The organism is Sphingobium xenophagum (genome assembly GCF_002288285.1).
Classification (GTDB): domain Bacteria; phylum Pseudomonadota; class Alphaproteobacteria; order Sphingomonadales; family Sphingomonadaceae; genus Sphingobium; species Sphingobium xenophagum.
Genome location: NZ_CP022749.1, coordinates 62,303 through 79,323, shown reverse-complemented (window position 1 = coordinate 79,323; position 17,021 = coordinate 62,303). Strand labels below are relative to the sequence as shown.

Here is a 17,021-nt window from a genome sequence, read left to right as displayed (position 1 = left end):
AAGCGGTGGCAACTGCCACCGCTCTAAATTCCACGTCGCCTCGATGCTGAGAGAACGTGGACGGTAAAAGCTATCAGAAGTCGAAGGTTTGGGGCGCGGCCTCGCCGTCGAACCGAACCGTGACCTGGCCACTTAGAACAATCCCGCGACGGCCCTGAATGATGATAGCCGGTGCGTCGGTAGCCTCTTTCGGCTGACGGGGGGCGCGCGGCTTGTGATCGGAAGGATCGGCAAGCACGGCCCCCTCCCCTTCCCGCTCGTCGTCGTGAGCGTCCAGTTCAGGCCGCTCCCGACGATCGTCCGTCGCACTGGTGGCAGCTGCCACCGGCGCGCGCGATTCTTGGGGCGACGCTGGATCGTCGATCGCTTTAGCGGCACCGGCCTGCGCGGTCTCTTCCTCGGGGCTGCCTTGGAGCGTAGCAAGAAACTGCTCACAGGCGGCGGCTGTCGGATTTTCGTTTGCTGCCACGAAATTGCGCGTGGCCTGCTCGTCCAGCTCGATCGCGTGTTTGATCGCGACGGCGGCACGCGGAGAACAATTCTTCAACGCGGCAAGAATGTCCTCGGGCAAGGTGCGCAGCGAGTAGAGCCGCTTCACTTCCGAATGCGGCTTGGCGATGCGCGCGGCTAGATCCTTTGTCGAGAGCGTGTCACTGACGCGGCTCGCGATGAAACTGACGCGCTCAGCCAGACTTAGGGCTTGGCGTTGCTCGTTCTCAAGAAACTGGTCGAGGCCAATATCGCGCTCGGCGTCCGCCTGATCCAGAACGGTGTCGATCTGGTCGAAACCAAGCTGGCGGCACGCGCGATAGCGCCGCTCTCCGTAGCGGATGATGTAGCGACCGTTCGATGTTGGCGCGACAACGATGGGTTGCAGCAAGCCGCGGTCCTTGATGGTTGCGGCCAGTGCATCAATCTCGGCCTGGTCGAACTCCCGGCGAACCTGCGTGGGGTCTGGATCAATGTCATCGAGCGGAAGGCGCTGAAACCGTCCAGCTGCCTTGAACTCGGTATTCGCGGGGACGGCCGAAAAGTCCATCGCGTCCATATCGAAGTCGGCAAAGCTCTTCTTCGCCGGTTTGACAGCTGCCTTGCTCATGCGGCTTCCCTCTCAGCTTGATCGACAATGTAGGAGACGACTTCGCGCACGATCGGCGCGCTACGCCGCGTGTCCTTTGCCAAGCGCCAAACGGGAATTTCGAGTAAAGCCGCCTCGCGCATGTGCTCGCGGTGCGGAATGGTGTGCGGCACCACATTGGCAGGAAGCGCCTGCCCAATGCGGTCCATCAGCATTTTTGAAACTTCGCTCGTTGTCTGAACGCGGTTGAACACGATCCCGAACCGGGTCGCGTTACCCTCCCCGCGCACCTTGTTTGCAAGGCTGATGCTTTGCGAGATTTCGTTGAGCGACTGACGCGCGGTTTTGTCGGGGTCCAGTGGGACCGCGACATAATCGGACGCAATCAGCGCCATGAGGTTCCGGCCATCCCACGCGGGCGCAGTGTCGATCACGCAGTAGTCGTAGTGCTTGGCAAGGCCGGCACGAATGGCGCGGACATAAGCGCCGATGTGCTGGCCTTGCTGCGGGCTGTCAGTCGTCAACTCGACGATCTGCCGTGTGTTCTTGAAACAGGCCAGCGCCGGAGGTTCTTCGTTCGGGTCGAAGTCAAGAATCGACTGAACCGGGCCGATCTGCTCGAACTCGGCTTTCAGCATCCCGGCACTGTGGCATTGCTTGTCCAGGTCCAGGACCACGACACGCTTGCCCTGCTCGGCCAGATGCCACGCAATATGACAGGTAAGCGTGGTCTTGCCGATGCCGCCGCGCTCATTGGTCACTACGATTGTTCGCATTGAGAATCCCTTCAATGGCTGCGCCACGGGCTACTTGTGCCAGCGGTTATGAGCGGCGCTGTTTCCCGATCCGAAGCGATACTGCGACTGCATATACCATGGGTTCGGATCGTCGTTCAGGTTGAGGCCCTTGCCCTTGCGGCGCGGGCCGGTCTGTTCGGTTGGTGGGTCTTTGCCGAAGAAAACGATCAGCACGAAGACGGCGACGGCTCCCACTCCTAGCCAGCCAAAAGCGAAATAGGCCGCGAGTCCGACTGCAAGGACGACGATCAGCGCGGTTGCCGCGATCGCAAGCCACAGGGCAAGCGATGCCCAAAGCATGACAGTCCGTAGCACGCTGGCTGCGCGCCGAAGTTTGCTGGCAATCTCACGGCGCATAGCGGCCTCCTAAGCTGTTCGGCTCTCGCCTCGCTCGGAGCCGATCAGCTTAGGGAAAGGCTGCTCCCTGAAGATGTTCGGCACCTCGGTTCGCAGGGCACGCGACATACGTAGCGCCGTCAGCAAAGTGGCGTCCTGTCTGCCGTTCTCGATGGCCGCGACTGTTTCAGGGGAGACTTGAATCCTCGCTGCCAGCTCGGATTGCGTAAGTCCGGAAGCGACGCGCAAGCTCGCTACACGATTGAACAGTTTGGCTGCCACACATGCCTCACGTAGTTAAACCCTATTCTTGTTAGGGTCTGTGAAAAGCATTGTCCACAAAAAAGGGCGGCCACCAGGCCGCCCGTTTTAGGTGAAAGGGGGGGGCTTAGTCAGCCCCGCCCCGAACCAAGATACCCAGCCCCTCAGCGATCAGGTCCACCGAGTAGCGGGTTTCGCCATTGCTCTCGTAGCTGTTCTGGCGGACCCGTCCGGTGATGTGAACCAGGTCGCCCTTGCCCAAGTCAGCGGCGCGCTCTGCCAGCTGGCGGAAGAACGTCACGCGGTTCCAGTGCGTATCGGTCTTCCATTCATCGCCATCCTTGCGGTTGTAGTTCGCGGCGACGGAAACATGGGTGACTTTATCGGTCGTATCGACACTGCCAACGCGGCCGATGATCCGAAATTCAGCGATGTTCTGCATGGTAGTCTCCTTTGGATAAGCGTTGCTGACGGATTTTTTGCGGCGGAGCTGAGCTACGCGGGCAAGCTGAAAATGGGAGGGTCCGCTTGCGGAAACCCAAGGCCGAAGGCCGGTTTTCTGCTTGCCCGCATTAGTGGCGATGTGGAGTTCGTATCCGTCAGACAGCAACGCCCAAAGGAAACGGCCCGAGTAGATGCAGCAATTTGGACTGGCGGCGGTGGCAGCTGCCACTGGCCATTGGCACCCATAGGTCGCTGCGCTCGATCGGCACGGCGGGGATTGGAAAACCCTGTCGCGGCTCCGCCGCTCTTTCCGTAGCTGGCAGTCCGTTGACGCGAGCAGGGGACTGCCGGTGGCAGCTGCCACCGGCTTGAAGCCGAACAGAAAGGGCAATCAGCGGTTCCGCTCACGATGATTTCGCTGAGGGCTGGGTTCTTGCACCTGGGCGGCACGATGGGCCGCCCACACCCGCTTGACGGTGCTGCGGTCGCAATCGGCCAGCTCTGCCGTTTTGGCAATGCTCTTGCCCGCTTCGCGCAATGCCACAATGCGGGCGTGCGTTGCCCGATCGCCTTTGCGCCCTCCGCTGCGCCCTGCGGCCTTTGCCAAGGCGATACCTTGGCGCTGTCGCTCGCGGCGATCGGTGTAATCGTCGTGAGCCATCTGCAGGGCGATCTTCAAGAGCATCGCCTGAACAGATTCGAGCACGATGCGGGCGATGCCCTCGGCGTCGGCCGCGAGGTCGGACAGGTCCACGACGCCGGGAATGGCAAGTCGCGCGCCTCGCGCACGAATTGTCTCAACCAGCTGCTCGGCCTCGGCCAAGGGAAGACGACTAATCCGGTCAATCTTCTCGGCAATCACCACTTCACCGGGTTGAAGATCGGCAATCATACGCAGCAACTCGGGGCGGTCGGCACGGGCACCCGATGCCTTCTCCCGATAGACTGCCGCGACATAATAGCCCGCTGCCTTCGCCTCGGCTACGATGGCATCCTGTCGGCGTAAGTCCTGTGCATCGGTGCTGACGCGCAAATAAACGCGGCCGATCTGCGGCGCGAAGGCGGGGGACGGCTCAATATCAGTGGCCATCGTTTGTTGAAGCTTCCTTGCCTAGCTGGGGACCATCCGGGGGCGAGGCCAGCATGTTGGATATGCTGGCTTCTGCGCTCGCGATCGCATCGCGGATTTCATCGGCCTGTTCGCGCAGCGCCGCCAATTGGCGGTCGCGCGGCAAAATTGCCCTCAGCCAATTAGCGCGCTGCTCGATTTGAGCGATCTGTTCGGCAAAAAACTGAGCGTCGGATCTCATCCGATCAAGCTCAGCCTGCGCCACGCGTAGTTTGCGGTTCCAAGCGGAATCGCGCGCCTTCGCTCGCCTGACCTCGTCCCGGTCTTGCTTGGCTTTGCGCTTCCGCTCCTGATCTAGCGCCTTTTGCAAGGCATCGCGTTTCCTGATCCGCTCGGCCTCAGCCGCTTCATCACGCCTGCGCGCGATCAAAGCATCCAGCGCCGAACGATCGTGAATGTCTATGTTGTTGCAGACCCATCTGATCCTTCGGAATGCCTTGTCCTCGATTTGGCCGATGCGGCTTGGCGACACACCGACGATCTTTGCAGTCGCGGCAAGAGTGAGCGCGGGAGAGGGGCCAAGCCCGATCCGCAAGCGGACAACCTGTTGCTCATGCGGTTCCAGCATCGCGATCAACCGCTCGACGGTTCGATGGTCGGTGATCGGCCTCTCTACATCGCGCTTTGCAAGCCGAGCTGCGAACAGCTCCATGGCCGATTTCATCGCGTCGTCCTGACCGTCCATGCAGGGTTTGAACCTCGCTCGTCCAAATATGGCGCACAATCTATACCATCTGCGCTAGGCGCGAAAGCCATGGCGCAAATAGCTTCTAGAGCAACCCTATTGCGCCATGCTGCCCGTGCCGACATTCTGCGCCTAGCCAGAAGGACGCGAACACGATGCCAACCATATACCTGAAACGAACATCGCCGTTGATGGCCCAGCTCGGGGCCAACATCGCTCGCGAACTAAAGAAACTAGGCATAACTCAAGGGGAGTTGTCCGAACGCTCGGGCGTTGCGGCGTCACATATTTCATACATGGTGCGCGGACATGGTAATCCAACGCTTGCTACCTTGGAGAGCCTTGCCGATGCTTTCGGATTATCGGCTGTCGAATTATTGGCAGCGGATAGCACTTCCCGCGACAAGTCCTGAAAGGCAGTCGCTTTATTTGATCGGAACAATCTATGTCCAGTAACCCGCCCGCGAATTTGACCGACTGCTACAAGATGCGCCGCTGGTGCGGGCAATGGGGGGAGCACTCTCGATGTTTGCCACGCTGCTTGCGCGTCAAGGCATTGTCGAGGCGAGCGAGGTTGCAAACTTGCTGGGTATCTATGCGGTCGCCACAAGCGAAGTCGATAATGAAGAGGGCATGATCTTGGGATGCTGGGCAGCTATGATCCGCGACGTGGCGGAGCAACAGCGCACATCTGCTCGCAAATAGCCCCGGCGCGCACGGCGCTAGCCGTGAGCCGCTTCGATCTTCTGGGCAAGCTCGGCCAGGTGATCGGAATCAAGTAGATCCTCGGCGGTAAGATCGGCCGCGAAAAACTCGCTTCCGCTGGGTGGCGCGCGATCGGCGGCGAAAGCGGCCAGATAGGGCCGCGCCTCGTCCGTGGCGATCCAGCGCCAGAAAGCATTGCCCTGGCCGAATAAACCGCTCTCGAACATATCGAGCCGTGCTTGTGCGAAGTCGGTCAATTTGCGTCTCCTGACAATCAGTCGGTTCGGCAAAAAAAGGGAGGCCGAAGCCTCCCTTTGTCTTACTGGAACAGTTTGATGAAAGCGGGCGCGAGGCCGATGACTGCGAGGACGAAACCGACGCTGCCGATGACCCAAGTTTGTGCCGTCAGCTTGCTTTCGATTCCCTTGTTCGCCTCCTGAACCTTCACGGCGATATACTCCTCAATAGCCTCTACAACTTCCGCTGCGGCGTCGTCGGACAGATTAGCCGCTTTCAGTGCTCTAAACAATTTGATGTGCATCCGGTTCTCCTTCTCGTTGGTGACGGGAGACACCCGGCATGGGCACCGGCGCCGGCTGTCAGGGACCGCGAAGCGGCCGCGGTAGCGGGCGGTGGGGGAGCCGATTTGCGCAGCAAATTGGGGGAACCGCCGATCCTTGAAAGCTGGCGCGCACCCATGCCAAAATGCCACGACACACAGAGAGAAGAGATTGCGCGGGGCGGGGTTCGATGCCCCGTCCCGCGCTCTGCATGGCACCGAGATCATCGGTTTCGCCCAGCGGGCGAAAAGGGGCGGGCTAAGCCCGCCCCTCCGGCGTCAGCCGGATTGGCCGCGCTTCGCCTTGGCCGCCAGCACGACCGCGACGACTTGCGGATAGACGCATTCGCCGCGCTCGATGTTGCGGATGCCGGGGCCGTCGAGCACGTCCTTGATACGGTCCTCGATGATCTGGCCCAGCTCGGCCGCAACCGCCTCGATGTCAGCACTCGTCTTGCCGATAAACATCGGGTCTTTCGGCCACATGCTTTCCGCGTCGAAATGATCCTTATCGTTCAACGCGGTCGCCAGCGCCTCGATCGCAGCATTTCCAAGCGCACGCTCGAAAGCCAGCTGAGCGAACAGACGATGAGACATAACAACCTCCTTGTTGCCGGAATTGGCGAGGCCAAGGGGAGGGCAGCGCCGGGTCGGGTCAGGGACCGCGAAGCGGCCGCGCTAGCGGGCGGTGGGGGAGCCGATTTGCGCAGCAAATTGGGGGAACCGCCGATCCTTGATGCGGCCTGGTGCAGCCCTCATGCTAGGAAGACACTGACGGGGGGATTTAACGAACTAACGCCCGCCCATCGGGCGGACCTTCACCCTGCGCCGTCTCGCGCCCGAACGATCGCGCTGTATTCCAGCAGCGTTTGTCGGACATTCTCATCATCCATCACATTGAGCGCATGGCCGGTGGCCGATGCCTGATCCGTCCGCATTTCGAGCCAAGCGATCCGCGCCGTGTTCGGCACAACGCGACCATGCTCAAGCGCGATCTGCTCGCTGTAACCGGCGATAACATCGTTGATGGCCTCAAGGGCTGCCTCATAGGCAATGGCCTGATCTTGGGTCCACAAGGGCGCTGTCGGTGTGGGGGCAGTCACCTTGCCATATAGAGAGGGCAACTGGTCTCCCGGCAAGCGCAAACTACGCCATTTGCGCTTGCCGAGAGTGGGCGGCCCTACCGGGGGCTTGGGCCGTTGATGGGCCTATAATCCTCAAACTCACAACGCCAAATGGCGTTGGATAGATTGAAAGGGCGGCGCGACAAACAGATGCCCCCTCGAAGCGCATCGCGCGAAGTTGCGCATGGACCGCGACAATTCTCGCTTTCAGTTGTCGCTTAACCAAGCGAGCTGCTGACCGATTCCAAGCCCCTCCATCGGAACCGATGCGCGCCGTTCGATCTGCGGCCAAAGGGGATCGCGATAGTTGCGGCCTGCGAGAACGATCAGCGGCGCGGCGGCGTCGATCTGCTCGGCCATTGCTTCGATCACGCGCGCGCCCCAAAGGCGGCGCGCGCCTGCCTTCATCGCGCCTAGCGTTTCGTCATAGCGCGCGATGACGGTTTCCGGGGCGATCAGGCCATGCTTTGCTGACAGGATGAACCATGCGCCGCCCTGTCGTTCGACATAGGCACGGGCCTTCTGGAACCATGGCGATGCGTAAAGATCGCGCGCCGGGGCGGGGCGGTCCAGCTTCGCAGCAACGCAAGCGACAAGGAAAACCGGAGACGGGGACGGGGGAGGGTCGATGACAGACGGCGGCGCTGCCTCAAGATCGGCAATGACGGTGCAGCGGCCCCATTTCTGCAATTGGCGCTGCCATCCTTTCGGCGGTCCTTGGCGCTCGGCAACGTGGCTAAGGGTCGGTCCACCGAACAAGTCGGGTTGCTCCCCGATGCGCTGCACCGGGGGAACGTAGCGAGGTTCGCGGATGCAATGGCGGGCCATGCTCGATCCCCTCAAAAGGCGAAAGCGGTCTGGCCGCTCGCCTCGGTGAAGCTGGCGCTATCGCCTGCCGCGTAACGGTCGCGGCCCATGGGGGACCATTGCAGATGCCCGGAACGATCATAGGAAAACCAACCATCCTCGATCCCGATGATGAAGGACCATGCCTTATCCTCGGCGCAAGGTCCGTGAAGATTGATCGGCCAATGCTCGGCCCCGCGTTCCTGCTGGCAGGGCGACGGCGCGGAAAAGCTGCGAAGCAACGCGGCGCGTATCGCGGCGGCGGCGCTCATGCGCTCAACTCCGCATAGGTGGCGCTGCACTCGTAGCGGATCGCATCGCCATCCCACATAGGACCGCAAACGCCCTTGAATTTCGGTGCGCCCTGCAACTCAAGCCGCTGGCTCGGATTGCTGTTGTAACCGCTGCATTGAAGCCCCTCGACCGCTGCCCGGCTGACGATGGTTTCAAAGGTCGCGCCCTCGATCTCGATTCGGTCAAAGTCCTGCTCGGTCTGGCGGTAGATACGGATTTTCATGGGCTTTCCCTTCCTAATTGAGCCGAAGGCGATGACGGGTCATCGACTTCTGCCGAAAGCGGGCGACGCTGGGCCGGGGAATGCCGCAAACGGGGCCGATCAGGGGGGAGGGGGATCACCCGCCCTGCACGGAGCGCAGCGAAGGAAGGGCGGGGAAACCCGCCTGATCGCCAAGCGGAGCCGCGCAGCGGCGGAGACGGTCTAGCCCTTGCGGCAGGGGGCAGGAACAGGCCCCAAACGCGACAAATCAGCGCGGCGGCTTGCCGCCTCAATCTGCGCCAGGACAGGCGGTGGCAGCTGAAAGCGCGAGTCAACGTGTCCTCGGTCCAGTCGCGGCCACATGACAGCGATAGTGGGCCGCCAAGGGTCAGGCGCGCCGCCTCGTCGCGGGTTGCATGGTAGGTGTCATAGAGGCCGAGCCAAAGGGCTATGGCCTTGTCTCGGCCGTCGCAAATATCCGCAATCTGCGCGGGCGTCATAAGCTCCTGGCCCATGCTCACGCCCCCCGAGGATAAGAGCACCAAAGCCGAAGCCCTCGGCGGCGTCCTCGATGGTGGTCACAAGGCCGTCAAAATCTTCATCCGGTCCTAGTAGGTCGGCAATCTCGATGACGGCGGGAAGGTCAGCGCCATGATTTTCGGCAAGGTCTTTGATGTAGCCGAAGCGGTCAAAATTGCCCTCTTCCTCATAGCGAGCGAGCGGAATGGTGCGGGCGGCGTTGATCCGAAGAATCGTTGCCAACGGAATGTCGGTCATGTGCTGTTTTCCCTGCCTAGAATGGAGCCGAAGGCGATGACGGGTCATCGACTTCTGCCCAGCGGCGAGCAGGGCCGGGGAATGCCGCAAATCAGGGCCGATCAGGGGGGAGGGGGATCACCCGTCCTGCACGGAGCGTAGCGAAGGAAGGGCGGGGAAACCCGCCTGATCGCCAAGCGAGGCCGCACAGCGGCCGAGACGGTCCAGCCCTTGCGGCAGGGGGCAGGAACAGGCCCCAAAGTCGAACAGCGGACGCGGCGGCATTGCCGCCTCAATCTAGGGAAAAGCGCCCGCCAGGTCATAGCATAGCGGTGACCTAGAGGACGCTGCGGCATGTCGCCGGCGACATGCCCAACGGATAGCGCCGGAAGCATCCGAGCAATCGGATCCTCCGTCATTTTAATTGCCCGAGCGGTTGCGCGACACGTCCGCATAAGGCTTGCGGCGGCACTGGCTGCACCGAAGCCGCGCGATCAGCTCGTAAATGCGGGTATCGAAAGAAATGCGGCGCGAGCGGGCGAAGTCGCCCAGCGGGGCGACAACGCGGCGACCGCAAGCGCAATAGATGCGCAGATAGCAGCCTTGCCGATACCAGATAGGATCAATGGGCTTGGGGCGGTTGTAGTTCGCGGCCATTGGGCGCTTATGCGCCAAAGGGAACAGACGGGGAACACCTCGCGCGCGCGTCGGTTATTGGATTGGCAAGGGAAAAGGGCTATATAGGCAATGCTTCGTGTGCTGATTCATTTCACGCACCTACCTGAACCCGCCGTGCTGTCACACGGCGGGTTCAAACATTTAGGGCGGGCGGCCCTGTCAGACCACCCGCCCCGCTAGATCAGCCCTTATCGGACTTCCCCAGCTTCACAATTGCGATCACGAGCGCGACGGCTGCGATCGTCAATTGAGCTGCTTCATATGCTGTCAAATCACATCACCTCCTTTGAGCGAGAGGATTTGCGAAGGGCCGCTGTCACAGTCCCTCGCCCTCGCTCGATGGGGGCTATACAACGGATTGGCGAGAATGCGCGCGAAACGCGCTTCACATTTTCGTGAAGCCGTTGGATGATCGCCGGCGACCGTTGATGAAAAGGGGAAGCTATGGGCCTCGTATCGCAGGTTAGCGCCGATGACCGGGAAAGTGCATGGCGAATAATCCGTCATCGCGAAATCATGGAACGACTGATTCCGCTTTGGGCTGTGCTTGGCGTTGCGCTGGTGCTGATGGGCGTGGACCTGGGCGGGCGTCTGCTGTGGACGCTGCCAATGATCGGATATGTCTTTGGGGTGATGGCGGTCGATCACGGCCCTGATTACCGCGCCGCGAATTATTGGGTGCCGGTCCTGGGAAGCCAAGCGGCGGCGCTGCTGCCTCTCATCGCCAGATTCTAGATCTCTCTGAAAGCGGTGGCAGCTGCCACCGCTCCACGCGCGTCAAGCTCTGGCCTCGAAGCGGGCGATCAGCTGTTCCGCTACGGAAGTAATTTCGGCGGGGTCGGCGGTTTGAGTGCAATCGCCGCCTACAACAGCGCCGAGCGTGCCGCCGTCCAGTTGGACAACGTGGACACGCCACACGTCGCGCCGGAGTTCGTATTGATCGGGAAGCGGCCTCTGCATGATTTCATGAAACACCAGGTCAACCCATTGGCGCGCGTCCGGATCAGAAGACGCATCGGCGTAGTCGGCGCGGCTCGCCATGACGCTGTATCGGTCGCCTAGCATGAATTGGCGTTCGCGCGCGCGTCGGTCCTGCTCGATCCGCGTCACGCGATCTTTTTCCGCCCGCTTCATGGCCTGTTTCATCCGAACATCGTCGGCGCTGCGCGTCAGCGCCGCCATGATGTTGAGGACGCGCGCGGGCATATAATGCCCCGCGCGCTCGGCCGCCTCGATCACAAATTGCAAATCGCTGATCTCGGTGGGGGAGAGGGTGACGCGAACGGCGCTCGCCGTGTTGCTGATTTTCATGGCTGCGGCTCCGGCTCTTCCTTCGCCTTGTAGGCGGCAAGGCCGATCCACGATCCGTTATCGCCGCGAAACTGGCGCACAACATCGCCACCGTCCCAATGGCCGGTGAAGATGCCGCGCCGGTTGATGCCGCCGACGGGGCGCGTGCGCGCCGCCAGAAGGCGGGCGCGGCGCGTGTCTCGATCTAGGTGGCGCATGGGTTGCATGGTCAATCCTTCCTATTCGCTGGCGGTGTCGAGTTGCGTGCCGATCTCGTCGGCGTCGAAGTCTTCAAGGGCTGAAATCGCGCTTTCCAGTTCGGAAACTGCGGCGTCCATCGCCTGCGCGCGTTCGCTGTCCTCAAGACTGGGTGGCAGATTTTCGCGGGCGGCCTGCTCGTCATCCTTGACGGTTTCGAGCATGTCGCGCGCCTCATCCAACAGGGCCTTGCCCTTGTCGATCAGCACGCGGGCGGCGGCGATCTGCTTGCGGCGTTCGCGGTTCATGCCTCTGCCCTCACGTCGCCGCTGTCGATCTGGAAGCCTGCGCGGGCCAGCTCGTCACAAAGGGCGCGCTGCCGATCCTCGCGGGTGCCGCTGGTGGCGATGTAGCTGCACCGGCCATCGTGGAAGGCGAAGCCTGCGCGTTTCAGGCATCCGCGAAACCGCTGGTGGGTGCGGTCGCTCCAATCCAGTGTGCCCGCATAGTTGCGGAAGGCGGCGACAGCGCAGACGGAACCGTAATTCTCATCACGCCAGCTAAGCTCGATCACGGGGGGCGATTTGGTCATGGTGGCCTCCCTCAATATTCGCTGGTTAGGAGAATGGTGAGCACGCGGGTTGTGGCATCGGGATTCCATGGTTCGGCGCTGCCAAATTCAAGATCGCGGTCGTAATAGTCGAACTTCCACATGACCGAGAGGGCTGGGCGCGTGCTGTCGTCAGTCCAGCGGGTATGCCATTGGCCGATCACATCGCGATAAAGGAAACCGGCGTCATGCTCGCCGTGAGGATCGTTGTCGGGTGTGAAATCCTCAAAGCCCTCGATCATCTTGAGAATGTCGGACTGCGTATTCTCGTCCAGCGCCGCGATGCCTTGCGTAATCACGGTGCGACAAGTCACGCCCATCGTTCGCCGCGCAATGTCGTTCAGCGCCGCAACGGTGGCGATCTGGTCAGTTGTCGCTTCCATTTTCCTCACTCCTTTAGGCGAAGCCGCTGCCTGCGGCCTGCGGCTCTGACCCGCTGGCGAAGCGCGGGATGGGGAGGGGGGAGCAAAATCGATGGGAGTGGTGCGGGCGGCGCGACTAGGGAGGCCCCGGCGCGCGCGAGCGCGCCGGAACTGGCCGAACTTGTCGGGCAACCCGGTCCTGTCGATTATGCTTCGGGAACGAAAGGGCGGGTGCCCTTGGTGTTCCCCCGGTGGCAGCTGCCACCACTGACGGAGCGCGGCCCTGGGCCGCTCGATCCTATGTGGCAGCTGACAGACTACGAAGCGCGCGGCCCTGGCCGCTCATTTTCAGCGCTCGCGGTCCTTTGATTTCTCGGCGGTCGGCGTCGGTGATTTGCCTTCGCGCAATGTTGCGGCGACATGGGCCTTTGCGCTTTCGACGATCTGCGCCAGCTGTTCCTTCGATGCGCCGCGCTCGGTAGCTGTCGCGACGCGCTTATCAATGGCGAGCTGGAATTGCGCGAACCTGGCATCGGCGCGGTTCTGCTCAGGCGAGTTTTTCTCGAATTGCGCGGCAAGGCGTAGATCAACCTGACTGACGCCGGGAGGCATGACTTGCAGACGTAGCGCGCGATCGGCGGCCTGAATGTCGCGGTCGGTCATTTTCGAAAGGAAATCTGCGGCGCCCGCGCTGATGGCGCGGACTCTTTGCAGCGGGTCCATACCCTCGGACCAATTGACTTCGATCTGATGATAGCGGCGTTGCTCAATCAGCTGAAGGTGGTGCATCGGCCCTTTGGGATCGCGGAAAAAGGCAAGCTCCTGCGCTGAACGCGCGGCCAGCTGGCGCATGTCAGCGGACGTTTCCGCGATCCGATTAAGCTGCTCATGCTGCCGCGACGCAACGGTTTGCGCAGTAGGTAGGTAACGGCTGATTTGATCCTTGGCCTGCTCGATACTCATTGCGCGTCGTTCGCCAACTGGCATGAGAGATTCCATCGAGGGTGGAAACGCGATGCCCGCTGGCCCACGCGCTGGCTCGACGCGGTTCTGTTCGAGGGGCATGGCATCACGGATGACTTTGGCGAGGGAGGCGTGATTTCCAGTATGGAAGCTGTCGCGGCTCGCCTCCATCCAGTCCTTCGGCCCCATTGCCTGGATCGAGACGAATTTCTCGGCCGCAAGGGAATGTAGCTGCAAGTGCAGCCGCATGGTGCGACCATTGCCCTCACGGAACGGATGAACGGCATTTAATTCGGAAATATGCCGCCCCATGGTATCCGCAAAGCGATCACGATCCATCGACTTGAGGGTTTGGAGGTCGGGCAGCTGCTTAAATTCGTGCTCCATGCTGCGGGCAATGAAGTGCGCTCGGGCAAAAGTGCTGCCGGGTTTGCTTATGTCCACAGTCCGAAAGCGCCCCGCCCAATCATATACGTCCTGAAACAGATGATTGTGCAGTTCGCGATACTCGCGCGCGTTCGTCGCCGGCGCGGCGCGCTGCACAACCAGCTCGCCATGTCGGACAACCGAGAAGAAAGCTTCTCGCTCCTTGAGGATATTATCGTCGCGGATTCCCAGCTTGTTCCGAAGAACGTCGCTGTTACGCCAGGTGTAAGGGTCGCTCACCTGTCATGCAGCGAGTTTCTGGCGGGACAGAACATCACGGTTGTAGTCCTGCGCCAGACCAATCGCCACATCGACGGGAATTTGGGTTTCGACCAACAGCAAACAAAAAGAGTGGTCATCCGAAACCAATTCAAGTCCTTCAATCTTGCAATTTGCGATTGCTTCGCAATAAGCTGCCATCACGTCAGGAATCTCTTCCTGCCGACGCGGCTCATACCCCATCGCCTTGATGCGATTCCTGTAGGTGTCGATGATATTTTCCATTTTGCACCTAAAAACGACCTGCTCCCGCCCATAGTTAACATGTCGGGATTTGTATATAAACCACATTGAGTAGCCCCCATATTTCACTTTCCTGAAATGGGACGCCGCGCTTGCGCGGCGTCTCGTGCATTTAGCAGGGCGGGTCATTCAATCCGCTTGGTCGGTCATCATCGCCAACAGGTAGTCGGCGGCGTTCTGAGCCTCACGGGCAGCCTCGAAAATCGCGCGCTTGTCGTTGCGGAGCGCGGTCAACCAGTGCTCGATATACGCGGCATGGTCTTCGCGTTCCTCGACCTTGAAACCGACAATCGCGCCGATGAAGGATGCGCCCAGCTCGGCTACGAGCTCGTCCCTCGCATAGTCGGCGCGGCTCGTTGAAATCAGGGTTTTCCGGTTGAGGCGGCTTTCATGCCCTGCATGATGCACGGCCTCGTGCGCAAGCGTGGCATAGTAGTCGTCGGCGGAATGGAACGCTTCAAAAGCAGGCATTTGGATATAGTCGTCGCGGGTGTGGTAATAGGCTTGCGATCCGCCGATGCGAACGGTTGCGTCGATGCGAGAGAACATCACTTCAAGCTCAACGTCGCGGGTTTCGGGATTGGTAATGATCGGGGCGGGCGCGGGATATTTGCCGTCCAGTCCCTCGACCTGATCGGCATTGAAAACCGTGTATCGTTTCAGAAACGGAATGGCGCGCTCGTCGTCCGTCTCGGAGTCCTTCACGACAAGCTTGTTAGCATAGACAACGGTGGTCCCCTTGCTGCCCTTCCGGACATTGCCGCCAAGCTCCAATGCCTGTTTGAAGGTCAGCCAATAGGGGGAGGCGAAGCCCTGACGCATGGCGCTGGCCCAAAGGCTGAGGACGTTGATCCCACGATAGGCGACCCCATTGTGCCGGAGCGGAATGGTCGGCCCACCGCTCCACGGCTTCACCCAAGGCTTGGTGCCCGCTTCGAGCATCGCAAGAATGTCGTCGGTGACGGCCTGATAAATGTCGATCCGGTTCGTTTCCTTAGCCATTTTCCTCACTCCTTTAGGCGAAGCCGCTGCCTGCGGCCTGCGGCTCTGACCCGCTGGCGAAGCGCGGGATGGGGAGGGGGGAGCAAAATCGATGGGAGTGGTGCGGGCGGCGCGACTAGGGAGGCCCCGGCGCGCGCGAGCGCGCCGGAACTGGCCGAACTTGTCGGGCAACCCGGTCCTGTCGATTATGCTTCGGGAACGAAAGGGCGGGTGCCCTTGGTGTTCCCCCGGTGGCAGCTGCCACCACTGACGGAGCGCGGCCCTGGGCCGCTCGATCCTATGTGGCAGCTGACAGACTACGAAGCGCGCGGCCCTGGCCGCTCATTTTGGCGGCGGCTTGCATGATTTTGTGCTGTTCGTCGCACCCATCGGGATTTTCTTCCTCAACAGGCGCATTCGCTAATCGCAAAGGCCGGGCGGTGGCAGCTGCCACCGCCCCCAAGTTTGCGGGGAGCGCGGGAGTGAAGCGCGCTCCCCGTGCCGTCATGCCGCTTGGCTTTCGCTATCGGCGGCATCGGGCAAGGCAGAGGGTCGAAGGGCGGGGGGCAGGATGCGCCGCCCCGCAAGGCGCTCGTTGACCGTCACGGCAAGGTCAGAGCGCTTCATGGTCTGGCAATTCTCTACAGCGTCGTTGCCGCAACCTTCGGCCAGCAGCTTCAAGAGCGTGGCCTTGCTAAGCTGGTCATAGAATACCTGATTAGGTTCCCACTTGTCGGCCATGTTGATCTGCGCGGCTCCGACGATCTGCGCCAGCTGGCGGTCGCGGTCGCTGTGGAACGAAAGGCTCGTGATCTGCGAGGCAACGCAGTAGGCCAGCAGCCGCAATTTCGCTTCGCTGTCCATCTGGCGCATGTCGTCCAGCGTGGGTGTTTCGGCCAAGCGGTCAAGATCGGCCCTTGCGATCTCGTCAATGTCGGCAATCGTGGAATGGCCCATGACCGCATCGTCAACATGGAAGCGGTTCTTCTCGGCGGTGATTTCGGCGGCTTGTTGCCACGAATAAGCGTTGCCGCGAACCTGCCCCAAGAGGCCCGTTAAGAGCACGTCCAGCGCCAGCTCCGGGTCGCTGGCAAGGGCTTCCCGAACCGCCATCGTGCGGATGCCGCCCAGCTGATCCATGACTTTCTGCGAGTAGTCGGGGCGAGGAGGCTTGGGGCCATCGGCGGCGGTGCCCTTGGCGGTGCGGGTGAACGCGACCTGTTCGATACCGTCATGGCCGATGAAGACGATAAGCGAGTGCTCGGCCTTCTGCTCGGCGGTGAAAACGCGGCAAGCCGATACGATAGCGTCCTGTTTGCGGGTCAGGGCGCGCAACTCGTCGTCATAGTCGTGATCGTCCTCGTCCACCTCGCTTTCCCGCTTGGCGATTGCCGCCTCGATCTCGACCAGCTGCGCGGTTTCTTCCTCGGTCGGATCGCGCTCGCCAGCGGGTTCCAGATGGCCGCGCATCCAGTAGGAATCAGGCCGGTAGAGCTGCCCTTCTGCATCGCGCCAGCCATCTTCGCGCGCCGCCTTGGCGATGGCGTCGAGCCGATCTTGCACAAGGTCCATGACAAGGCCCGCATCATCGCAATAGCGACGTTCTCCGAAAAGATCGGTGGTGAAGGTGCCGCCTGCGGCGCAATAGGCTTCCTCGCCTAGGCGAAGCCGCTGCCTGCGGCCTGCGGCTCTGACCCGCTGGCGAAGCGCGGGATGGGGAGGGGGAGCAAAATCGATGGGAGTGGTGCGGGCGGCGCGACTAGGGAGGCCCCGGC

The 17,021-nt window shown here is 61.4% G+C and carries 28 protein-coding genes; 3 read left to right on the top strand and 25 right to left on the bottom strand.

Features of this window, described 5'->3' with window-relative positions:
• Window positions 1-73 precede the first annotated feature (73 nt).
• The 7 genes from CJD35_RS21115 to CJD35_RS21085 form a co-directional block, all read right to left on the bottom strand.
• Window positions 74-1,099 (bottom strand): ParB/RepB/Spo0J family partition protein, encoded by a 1,026-nt coding sequence (locus CJD35_RS21115; RefSeq protein WP_006953923.1) that lies wholly within the window; start codon window positions 1,097-1,099, stop codon window positions 74-76.
• Complete coding sequence (locus tag CJD35_RS21110) at window positions 1,096-1,854, bottom strand: ParA family protein (RefSeq protein WP_004213275.1); 759 nt, start codon at window positions 1,852-1,854, stop codon at window positions 1,096-1,098. The genes CJD35_RS21115 and CJD35_RS21110 overlap by 4 nt, the downstream gene beginning before the upstream one ends.
• A gap of 30 nt (window positions 1,855-1,884) precedes the next feature.
• Window positions 1,885-2,232 (bottom strand): hypothetical protein, encoded by a 348-nt coding sequence (locus CJD35_RS21105; protein ID WP_004213276.1) that lies wholly within the window; start codon window positions 2,230-2,232, stop codon window positions 1,885-1,887.
• A 9-nt stretch (window positions 2,233-2,241) separates the two neighbouring features.
• The gene (locus tag CJD35_RS21100; protein WP_007016081.1) at window positions 2,242-2,493 is read right to left on the bottom strand and encodes a helix-turn-helix transcriptional regulator; all 252 of its coding nucleotides are present in this window, start codon (window positions 2,491-2,493) and stop codon (window positions 2,242-2,244) included.
• A 106-nt stretch (window positions 2,494-2,599) separates the two neighbouring features.
• Window positions 2,600-2,914, bottom strand: coding sequence for a single-stranded DNA-binding protein (locus tag CJD35_RS21095; RefSeq protein WP_004213277.1), 315 nt, complete (start codon window positions 2,912-2,914; stop codon window positions 2,600-2,602).
• Between the two features lie 393 nt (window positions 2,915-3,307).
• On the bottom strand, window positions 3,308-4,006 hold the full coding sequence (locus tag CJD35_RS21090) for a recombinase family protein (RefSeq protein WP_004213279.1): 699 nt from the start codon (window positions 4,004-4,006) through the stop codon (window positions 3,308-3,310).
• Window positions 3,996-4,730 (bottom strand): sigma factor-like helix-turn-helix DNA-binding protein, encoded by a 735-nt coding sequence (locus CJD35_RS21085; protein WP_006953917.1) that lies wholly within the window; start codon window positions 4,728-4,730, stop codon window positions 3,996-3,998. Before CJD35_RS21085 ends, CJD35_RS21090 begins: the two co-directional genes overlap by 11 nt.
• Window positions 4,731-4,885: 155 nt before the next feature.
• Here CJD35_RS21085 and CJD35_RS21080 point away from each other — a divergent pair, with 155 nt between their 5' ends.
• Both CJD35_RS21080 and CJD35_RS21075 read left to right on the top strand, forming a co-directional pair.
• Window positions 4,886-5,143 (top strand): helix-turn-helix domain-containing protein, encoded by a 258-nt coding sequence (locus CJD35_RS21080; RefSeq protein ID WP_081215339.1) that lies wholly within the window; start codon window positions 4,886-4,888, stop codon window positions 5,141-5,143.
• A gap of 112 nt (window positions 5,144-5,255) precedes the next feature.
• Window positions 5,256-5,435 carry a hypothetical protein gene (locus CJD35_RS21075; protein ID WP_004213289.1) on the top strand — a complete coding sequence of 60 codons (180 nt, stop codon included), beginning with the start codon at window positions 5,256-5,258 and terminating at the stop codon, window positions 5,433-5,435.
• A 17-nt stretch (window positions 5,436-5,452) separates the two neighbouring features.
• Here the strand turns inward: CJD35_RS21075 and CJD35_RS21070 are convergent, their stop codons facing one another.
• The 9 genes from CJD35_RS21070 to CJD35_RS21025 all read right to left on the bottom strand — a co-directional run bounded on the left by CJD35_RS21070 (window position 5,453) and on the right by CJD35_RS21025 (window position 9,873).
• Complete coding sequence (locus CJD35_RS21070; RefSeq protein WP_006953912.1) at window positions 5,453-5,692, bottom strand: hypothetical protein; 240 nt, start codon at window positions 5,690-5,692, stop codon at window positions 5,453-5,455.
• Between the two features lie 62 nt (window positions 5,693-5,754).
• On the bottom strand, window positions 5,755-5,976 hold the full coding sequence (locus CJD35_RS21065) for a hypothetical protein (RefSeq protein WP_004213291.1): 222 nt from the start codon (window positions 5,974-5,976) through the stop codon (window positions 5,755-5,757).
• 297 nt (window positions 5,977-6,273) lie between these two features.
• Window positions 6,274-6,591 carry a hypothetical protein gene (locus tag CJD35_RS21060; RefSeq protein ID WP_006953908.1) on the bottom strand — a complete coding sequence of 106 codons (318 nt, stop codon included), beginning with the start codon at window positions 6,589-6,591 and terminating at the stop codon, window positions 6,274-6,276.
• 221 nt (window positions 6,592-6,812) lie between these two features.
• Window positions 6,813-7,070: a hypothetical protein gene (locus CJD35_RS21055; RefSeq protein WP_006953903.1), complete on the bottom strand. Its 258-nt coding sequence runs from the start codon at window positions 7,068-7,070 to the stop codon at window positions 6,813-6,815.
• A gap of 255 nt (window positions 7,071-7,325) precedes the next feature.
• Entirely contained in the window at window positions 7,326-7,946 is a 621-nt protein-coding gene (locus CJD35_RS21050) for a DUF6884 domain-containing protein (protein WP_007016086.1), read from the bottom strand.
• An 11-nt stretch (window positions 7,947-7,957) separates the two neighbouring features.
• Complete coding sequence (locus tag CJD35_RS21045; protein ID WP_228168060.1) at window positions 7,958-8,236, bottom strand: hypothetical protein; 279 nt, start codon at window positions 8,234-8,236, stop codon at window positions 7,958-7,960.
• Complete coding sequence (locus tag CJD35_RS21040; protein ID WP_006953897.1) at window positions 8,233-8,481, bottom strand: hypothetical protein; 249 nt, start codon at window positions 8,479-8,481, stop codon at window positions 8,233-8,235. Before CJD35_RS21040 ends, CJD35_RS21045 begins: the two co-directional genes overlap by 4 nt.
• Before the next feature lie 405 nt (window positions 8,482-8,886).
• Window positions 8,887-9,237, bottom strand: coding sequence for a hypothetical protein (locus CJD35_RS21030; RefSeq protein WP_230463537.1), 351 nt, complete (start codon window positions 9,235-9,237; stop codon window positions 8,887-8,889).
• Between the two features lie 399 nt (window positions 9,238-9,636).
• Window positions 9,637-9,873 (bottom strand): hypothetical protein, encoded by a 237-nt coding sequence (locus tag CJD35_RS21025; RefSeq protein ID WP_006953891.1) that lies wholly within the window; start codon window positions 9,871-9,873, stop codon window positions 9,637-9,639.
• 465 nt (window positions 9,874-10,338) lie between these two features.
• On the opposite strand from CJD35_RS21025, the gene CJD35_RS21020 reads away from it, so the two are divergent.
• A complete protein-coding gene (locus CJD35_RS21020; RefSeq protein WP_006953889.1) occupies window positions 10,339-10,629 on the top strand; it encodes a hypothetical protein in 291 nt (96 codons plus the stop codon).
• A gap of 42 nt (window positions 10,630-10,671) precedes the next feature.
• On the opposite strand, the gene CJD35_RS21015 is transcribed toward CJD35_RS21020, so the two are convergent.
• The 9 genes from CJD35_RS21015 to CJD35_RS20970 form a co-directional block, all read right to left on the bottom strand.
• Entirely contained in the window at window positions 10,672-11,205 is a 534-nt protein-coding gene (locus CJD35_RS21015) for a hypothetical protein (protein WP_007016089.1), read from the bottom strand.
• On the bottom strand, window positions 11,202-11,402 hold the full coding sequence (locus tag CJD35_RS21010) for a hypothetical protein (protein ID WP_020819821.1): 201 nt from the start codon (window positions 11,400-11,402) through the stop codon (window positions 11,202-11,204). Before CJD35_RS21010 ends, CJD35_RS21015 begins: the two co-directional genes overlap by 4 nt.
• Window positions 11,403-11,423: 21 nt before the next feature.
• Window positions 11,424-11,690: a hypothetical protein gene (locus CJD35_RS21005; protein WP_004213311.1), complete on the bottom strand. Its 267-nt coding sequence runs from the start codon at window positions 11,688-11,690 to the stop codon at window positions 11,424-11,426.
• Window positions 11,687-11,974, bottom strand: coding sequence for a hypothetical protein (locus CJD35_RS21000; RefSeq protein ID WP_006953883.1), 288 nt, complete (start codon window positions 11,972-11,974; stop codon window positions 11,687-11,689). Before CJD35_RS21000 ends, CJD35_RS21005 begins: the two co-directional genes overlap by 4 nt.
• Window positions 11,975-11,985: 11 nt before the next feature.
• Window positions 11,986-12,375 (bottom strand): DUF3768 domain-containing protein, encoded by a 390-nt coding sequence (locus tag CJD35_RS20995; protein WP_013054018.1) that lies wholly within the window; start codon window positions 12,373-12,375, stop codon window positions 11,986-11,988.
• 327 nt (window positions 12,376-12,702) lie between these two features.
• Window positions 12,703-13,983, bottom strand: coding sequence for a Fic/DOC family protein (locus CJD35_RS20990; RefSeq protein WP_006968049.1), 1,281 nt, complete (start codon window positions 13,981-13,983; stop codon window positions 12,703-12,705).
• A gap of 3 nt (window positions 13,984-13,986) precedes the next feature.
• A complete protein-coding gene (locus CJD35_RS20985; protein WP_006968047.1) occupies window positions 13,987-14,247 on the bottom strand; it encodes a hypothetical protein in 261 nt (86 codons plus the stop codon).
• 147 nt (window positions 14,248-14,394) lie between these two features.
• A complete protein-coding gene (locus CJD35_RS20980; RefSeq protein ID WP_004213405.1) occupies window positions 14,395-15,267 on the bottom strand; it encodes an ArdC family protein in 873 nt (290 codons plus the stop codon).
• 483 nt (window positions 15,268-15,750) lie between these two features.
• Window positions 15,751-16,818 (bottom strand): hypothetical protein, encoded by a 1,068-nt coding sequence (locus CJD35_RS20970; protein WP_006949920.1) that lies wholly within the window; start codon window positions 16,816-16,818, stop codon window positions 15,751-15,753.
• Window positions 16,819-17,021: the final 203 nt, after the last annotated feature.

Bases quoted from the DNA above. Each gene is read 5' to 3' on its own strand.
- CJD35_RS21115 (WP_006953923.1), bottom strand. From the start codon at position 1,099: ATGAGCAAGGCAGCTGTCAAACCGGCGAAGAAGAGCTTTGCCGACTTC.
- CJD35_RS21110 (WP_004213275.1), bottom strand. From the start codon at position 1,854: ATGCGAACAATCGTAGTGACCAATGAGCGCGGCGGCATCGGCAAGACC.
- CJD35_RS21105 (WP_004213276.1), bottom strand. From the start codon at position 2,232: ATGCGCCGTGAGATTGCCAGCAAACTTCGGCGCGCAGCCAGCGTGCTA.
- CJD35_RS21095 (WP_004213277.1), bottom strand. From the start codon at position 2,914: ATGCAGAACATCGCTGAATTTCGGATCATCGGCCGCGTTGGCAGTGTC.
- CJD35_RS21090 (WP_004213279.1), bottom strand. From the start codon at position 4,006: ATGGCCACTGATATTGAGCCGTCCCCCGCCTTCGCGCCGCAGATCGGC.
- CJD35_RS21085 (WP_006953917.1), bottom strand. From the start codon at position 4,730: ATGGACGGTCAGGACGACGCGATGAAATCGGCCATGGAGCTGTTCGCA.
- CJD35_RS21080 (WP_081215339.1), top strand. From the start codon at position 4,886: ATGCCAACCATATACCTGAAACGAACATCGCCGTTGATGGCCCAGCTC.
- CJD35_RS21075 (WP_004213289.1), top strand. From the start codon at position 5,256: ATGTTTGCCACGCTGCTTGCGCGTCAAGGCATTGTCGAGGCGAGCGAG.
- CJD35_RS21065 (WP_004213291.1), bottom strand. From the start codon at position 5,976: ATGCACATCAAATTGTTTAGAGCACTGAAAGCGGCTAATCTGTCCGAC.
- CJD35_RS21060 (WP_006953908.1), bottom strand. From the start codon at position 6,591: ATGTCTCATCGTCTGTTCGCTCAGCTGGCTTTCGAGCGTGCGCTTGGA.
- CJD35_RS21050 (WP_007016086.1), bottom strand. From the start codon at position 7,946: ATGGCCCGCCATTGCATCCGCGAACCTCGCTACGTTCCCCCGGTGCAG.
- CJD35_RS21045 (WP_228168060.1), bottom strand. From the start codon at position 8,236: ATGAGCGCCGCCGCCGCGATACGCGCCGCGTTGCTTCGCAGCTTTTCC.
- CJD35_RS21040 (WP_006953897.1), bottom strand. From the start codon at position 8,481: ATGAAAATCCGTATCTACCGCCAGACCGAGCAGGACTTTGACCGAATC.
- CJD35_RS21030 (WP_230463537.1), bottom strand. From the start codon at position 9,237: ATGACCGACATTCCGTTGGCAACGATTCTTCGGATCAACGCCGCCCGC.
- CJD35_RS21025 (WP_006953891.1), bottom strand. From the start codon at position 9,873: ATGGCCGCGAACTACAACCGCCCCAAGCCCATTGATCCTATCTGGTAT.
- CJD35_RS21020 (WP_006953889.1), top strand. From the start codon at position 10,339: ATGGGCCTCGTATCGCAGGTTAGCGCCGATGACCGGGAAAGTGCATGG.
- CJD35_RS21015 (WP_007016089.1), bottom strand. From the start codon at position 11,205: ATGAAAATCAGCAACACGGCGAGCGCCGTTCGCGTCACCCTCTCCCCC.
- CJD35_RS21010 (WP_020819821.1), bottom strand. From the start codon at position 11,402: ATGCGCCACCTAGATCGAGACACGCGCCGCGCCCGCCTTCTGGCGGCG.
- CJD35_RS21005 (WP_004213311.1), bottom strand. From the start codon at position 11,690: ATGAACCGCGAACGCCGCAAGCAGATCGCCGCCGCCCGCGTGCTGATC.
- CJD35_RS21000 (WP_006953883.1), bottom strand. From the start codon at position 11,974: ATGACCAAATCGCCCCCCGTGATCGAGCTTAGCTGGCGTGATGAGAAT.
- CJD35_RS20995 (WP_013054018.1), bottom strand. From the start codon at position 12,375: ATGGAAGCGACAACTGACCAGATCGCCACCGTTGCGGCGCTGAACGAC.
- CJD35_RS20985 (WP_006968047.1), bottom strand. From the start codon at position 14,247: ATGGAAAATATCATCGACACCTACAGGAATCGCATCAAGGCGATGGGG.
- CJD35_RS20980 (WP_004213405.1), bottom strand. From the start codon at position 15,267: ATGGCTAAGGAAACGAACCGGATCGACATTTATCAGGCCGTCACCGAC.
- CJD35_RS20970 (WP_006949920.1), bottom strand. From the start codon at position 16,818: ATGGACCTTGTGCAAGATCGGCTCGACGCCATCGCCAAGGCGGCGCGC.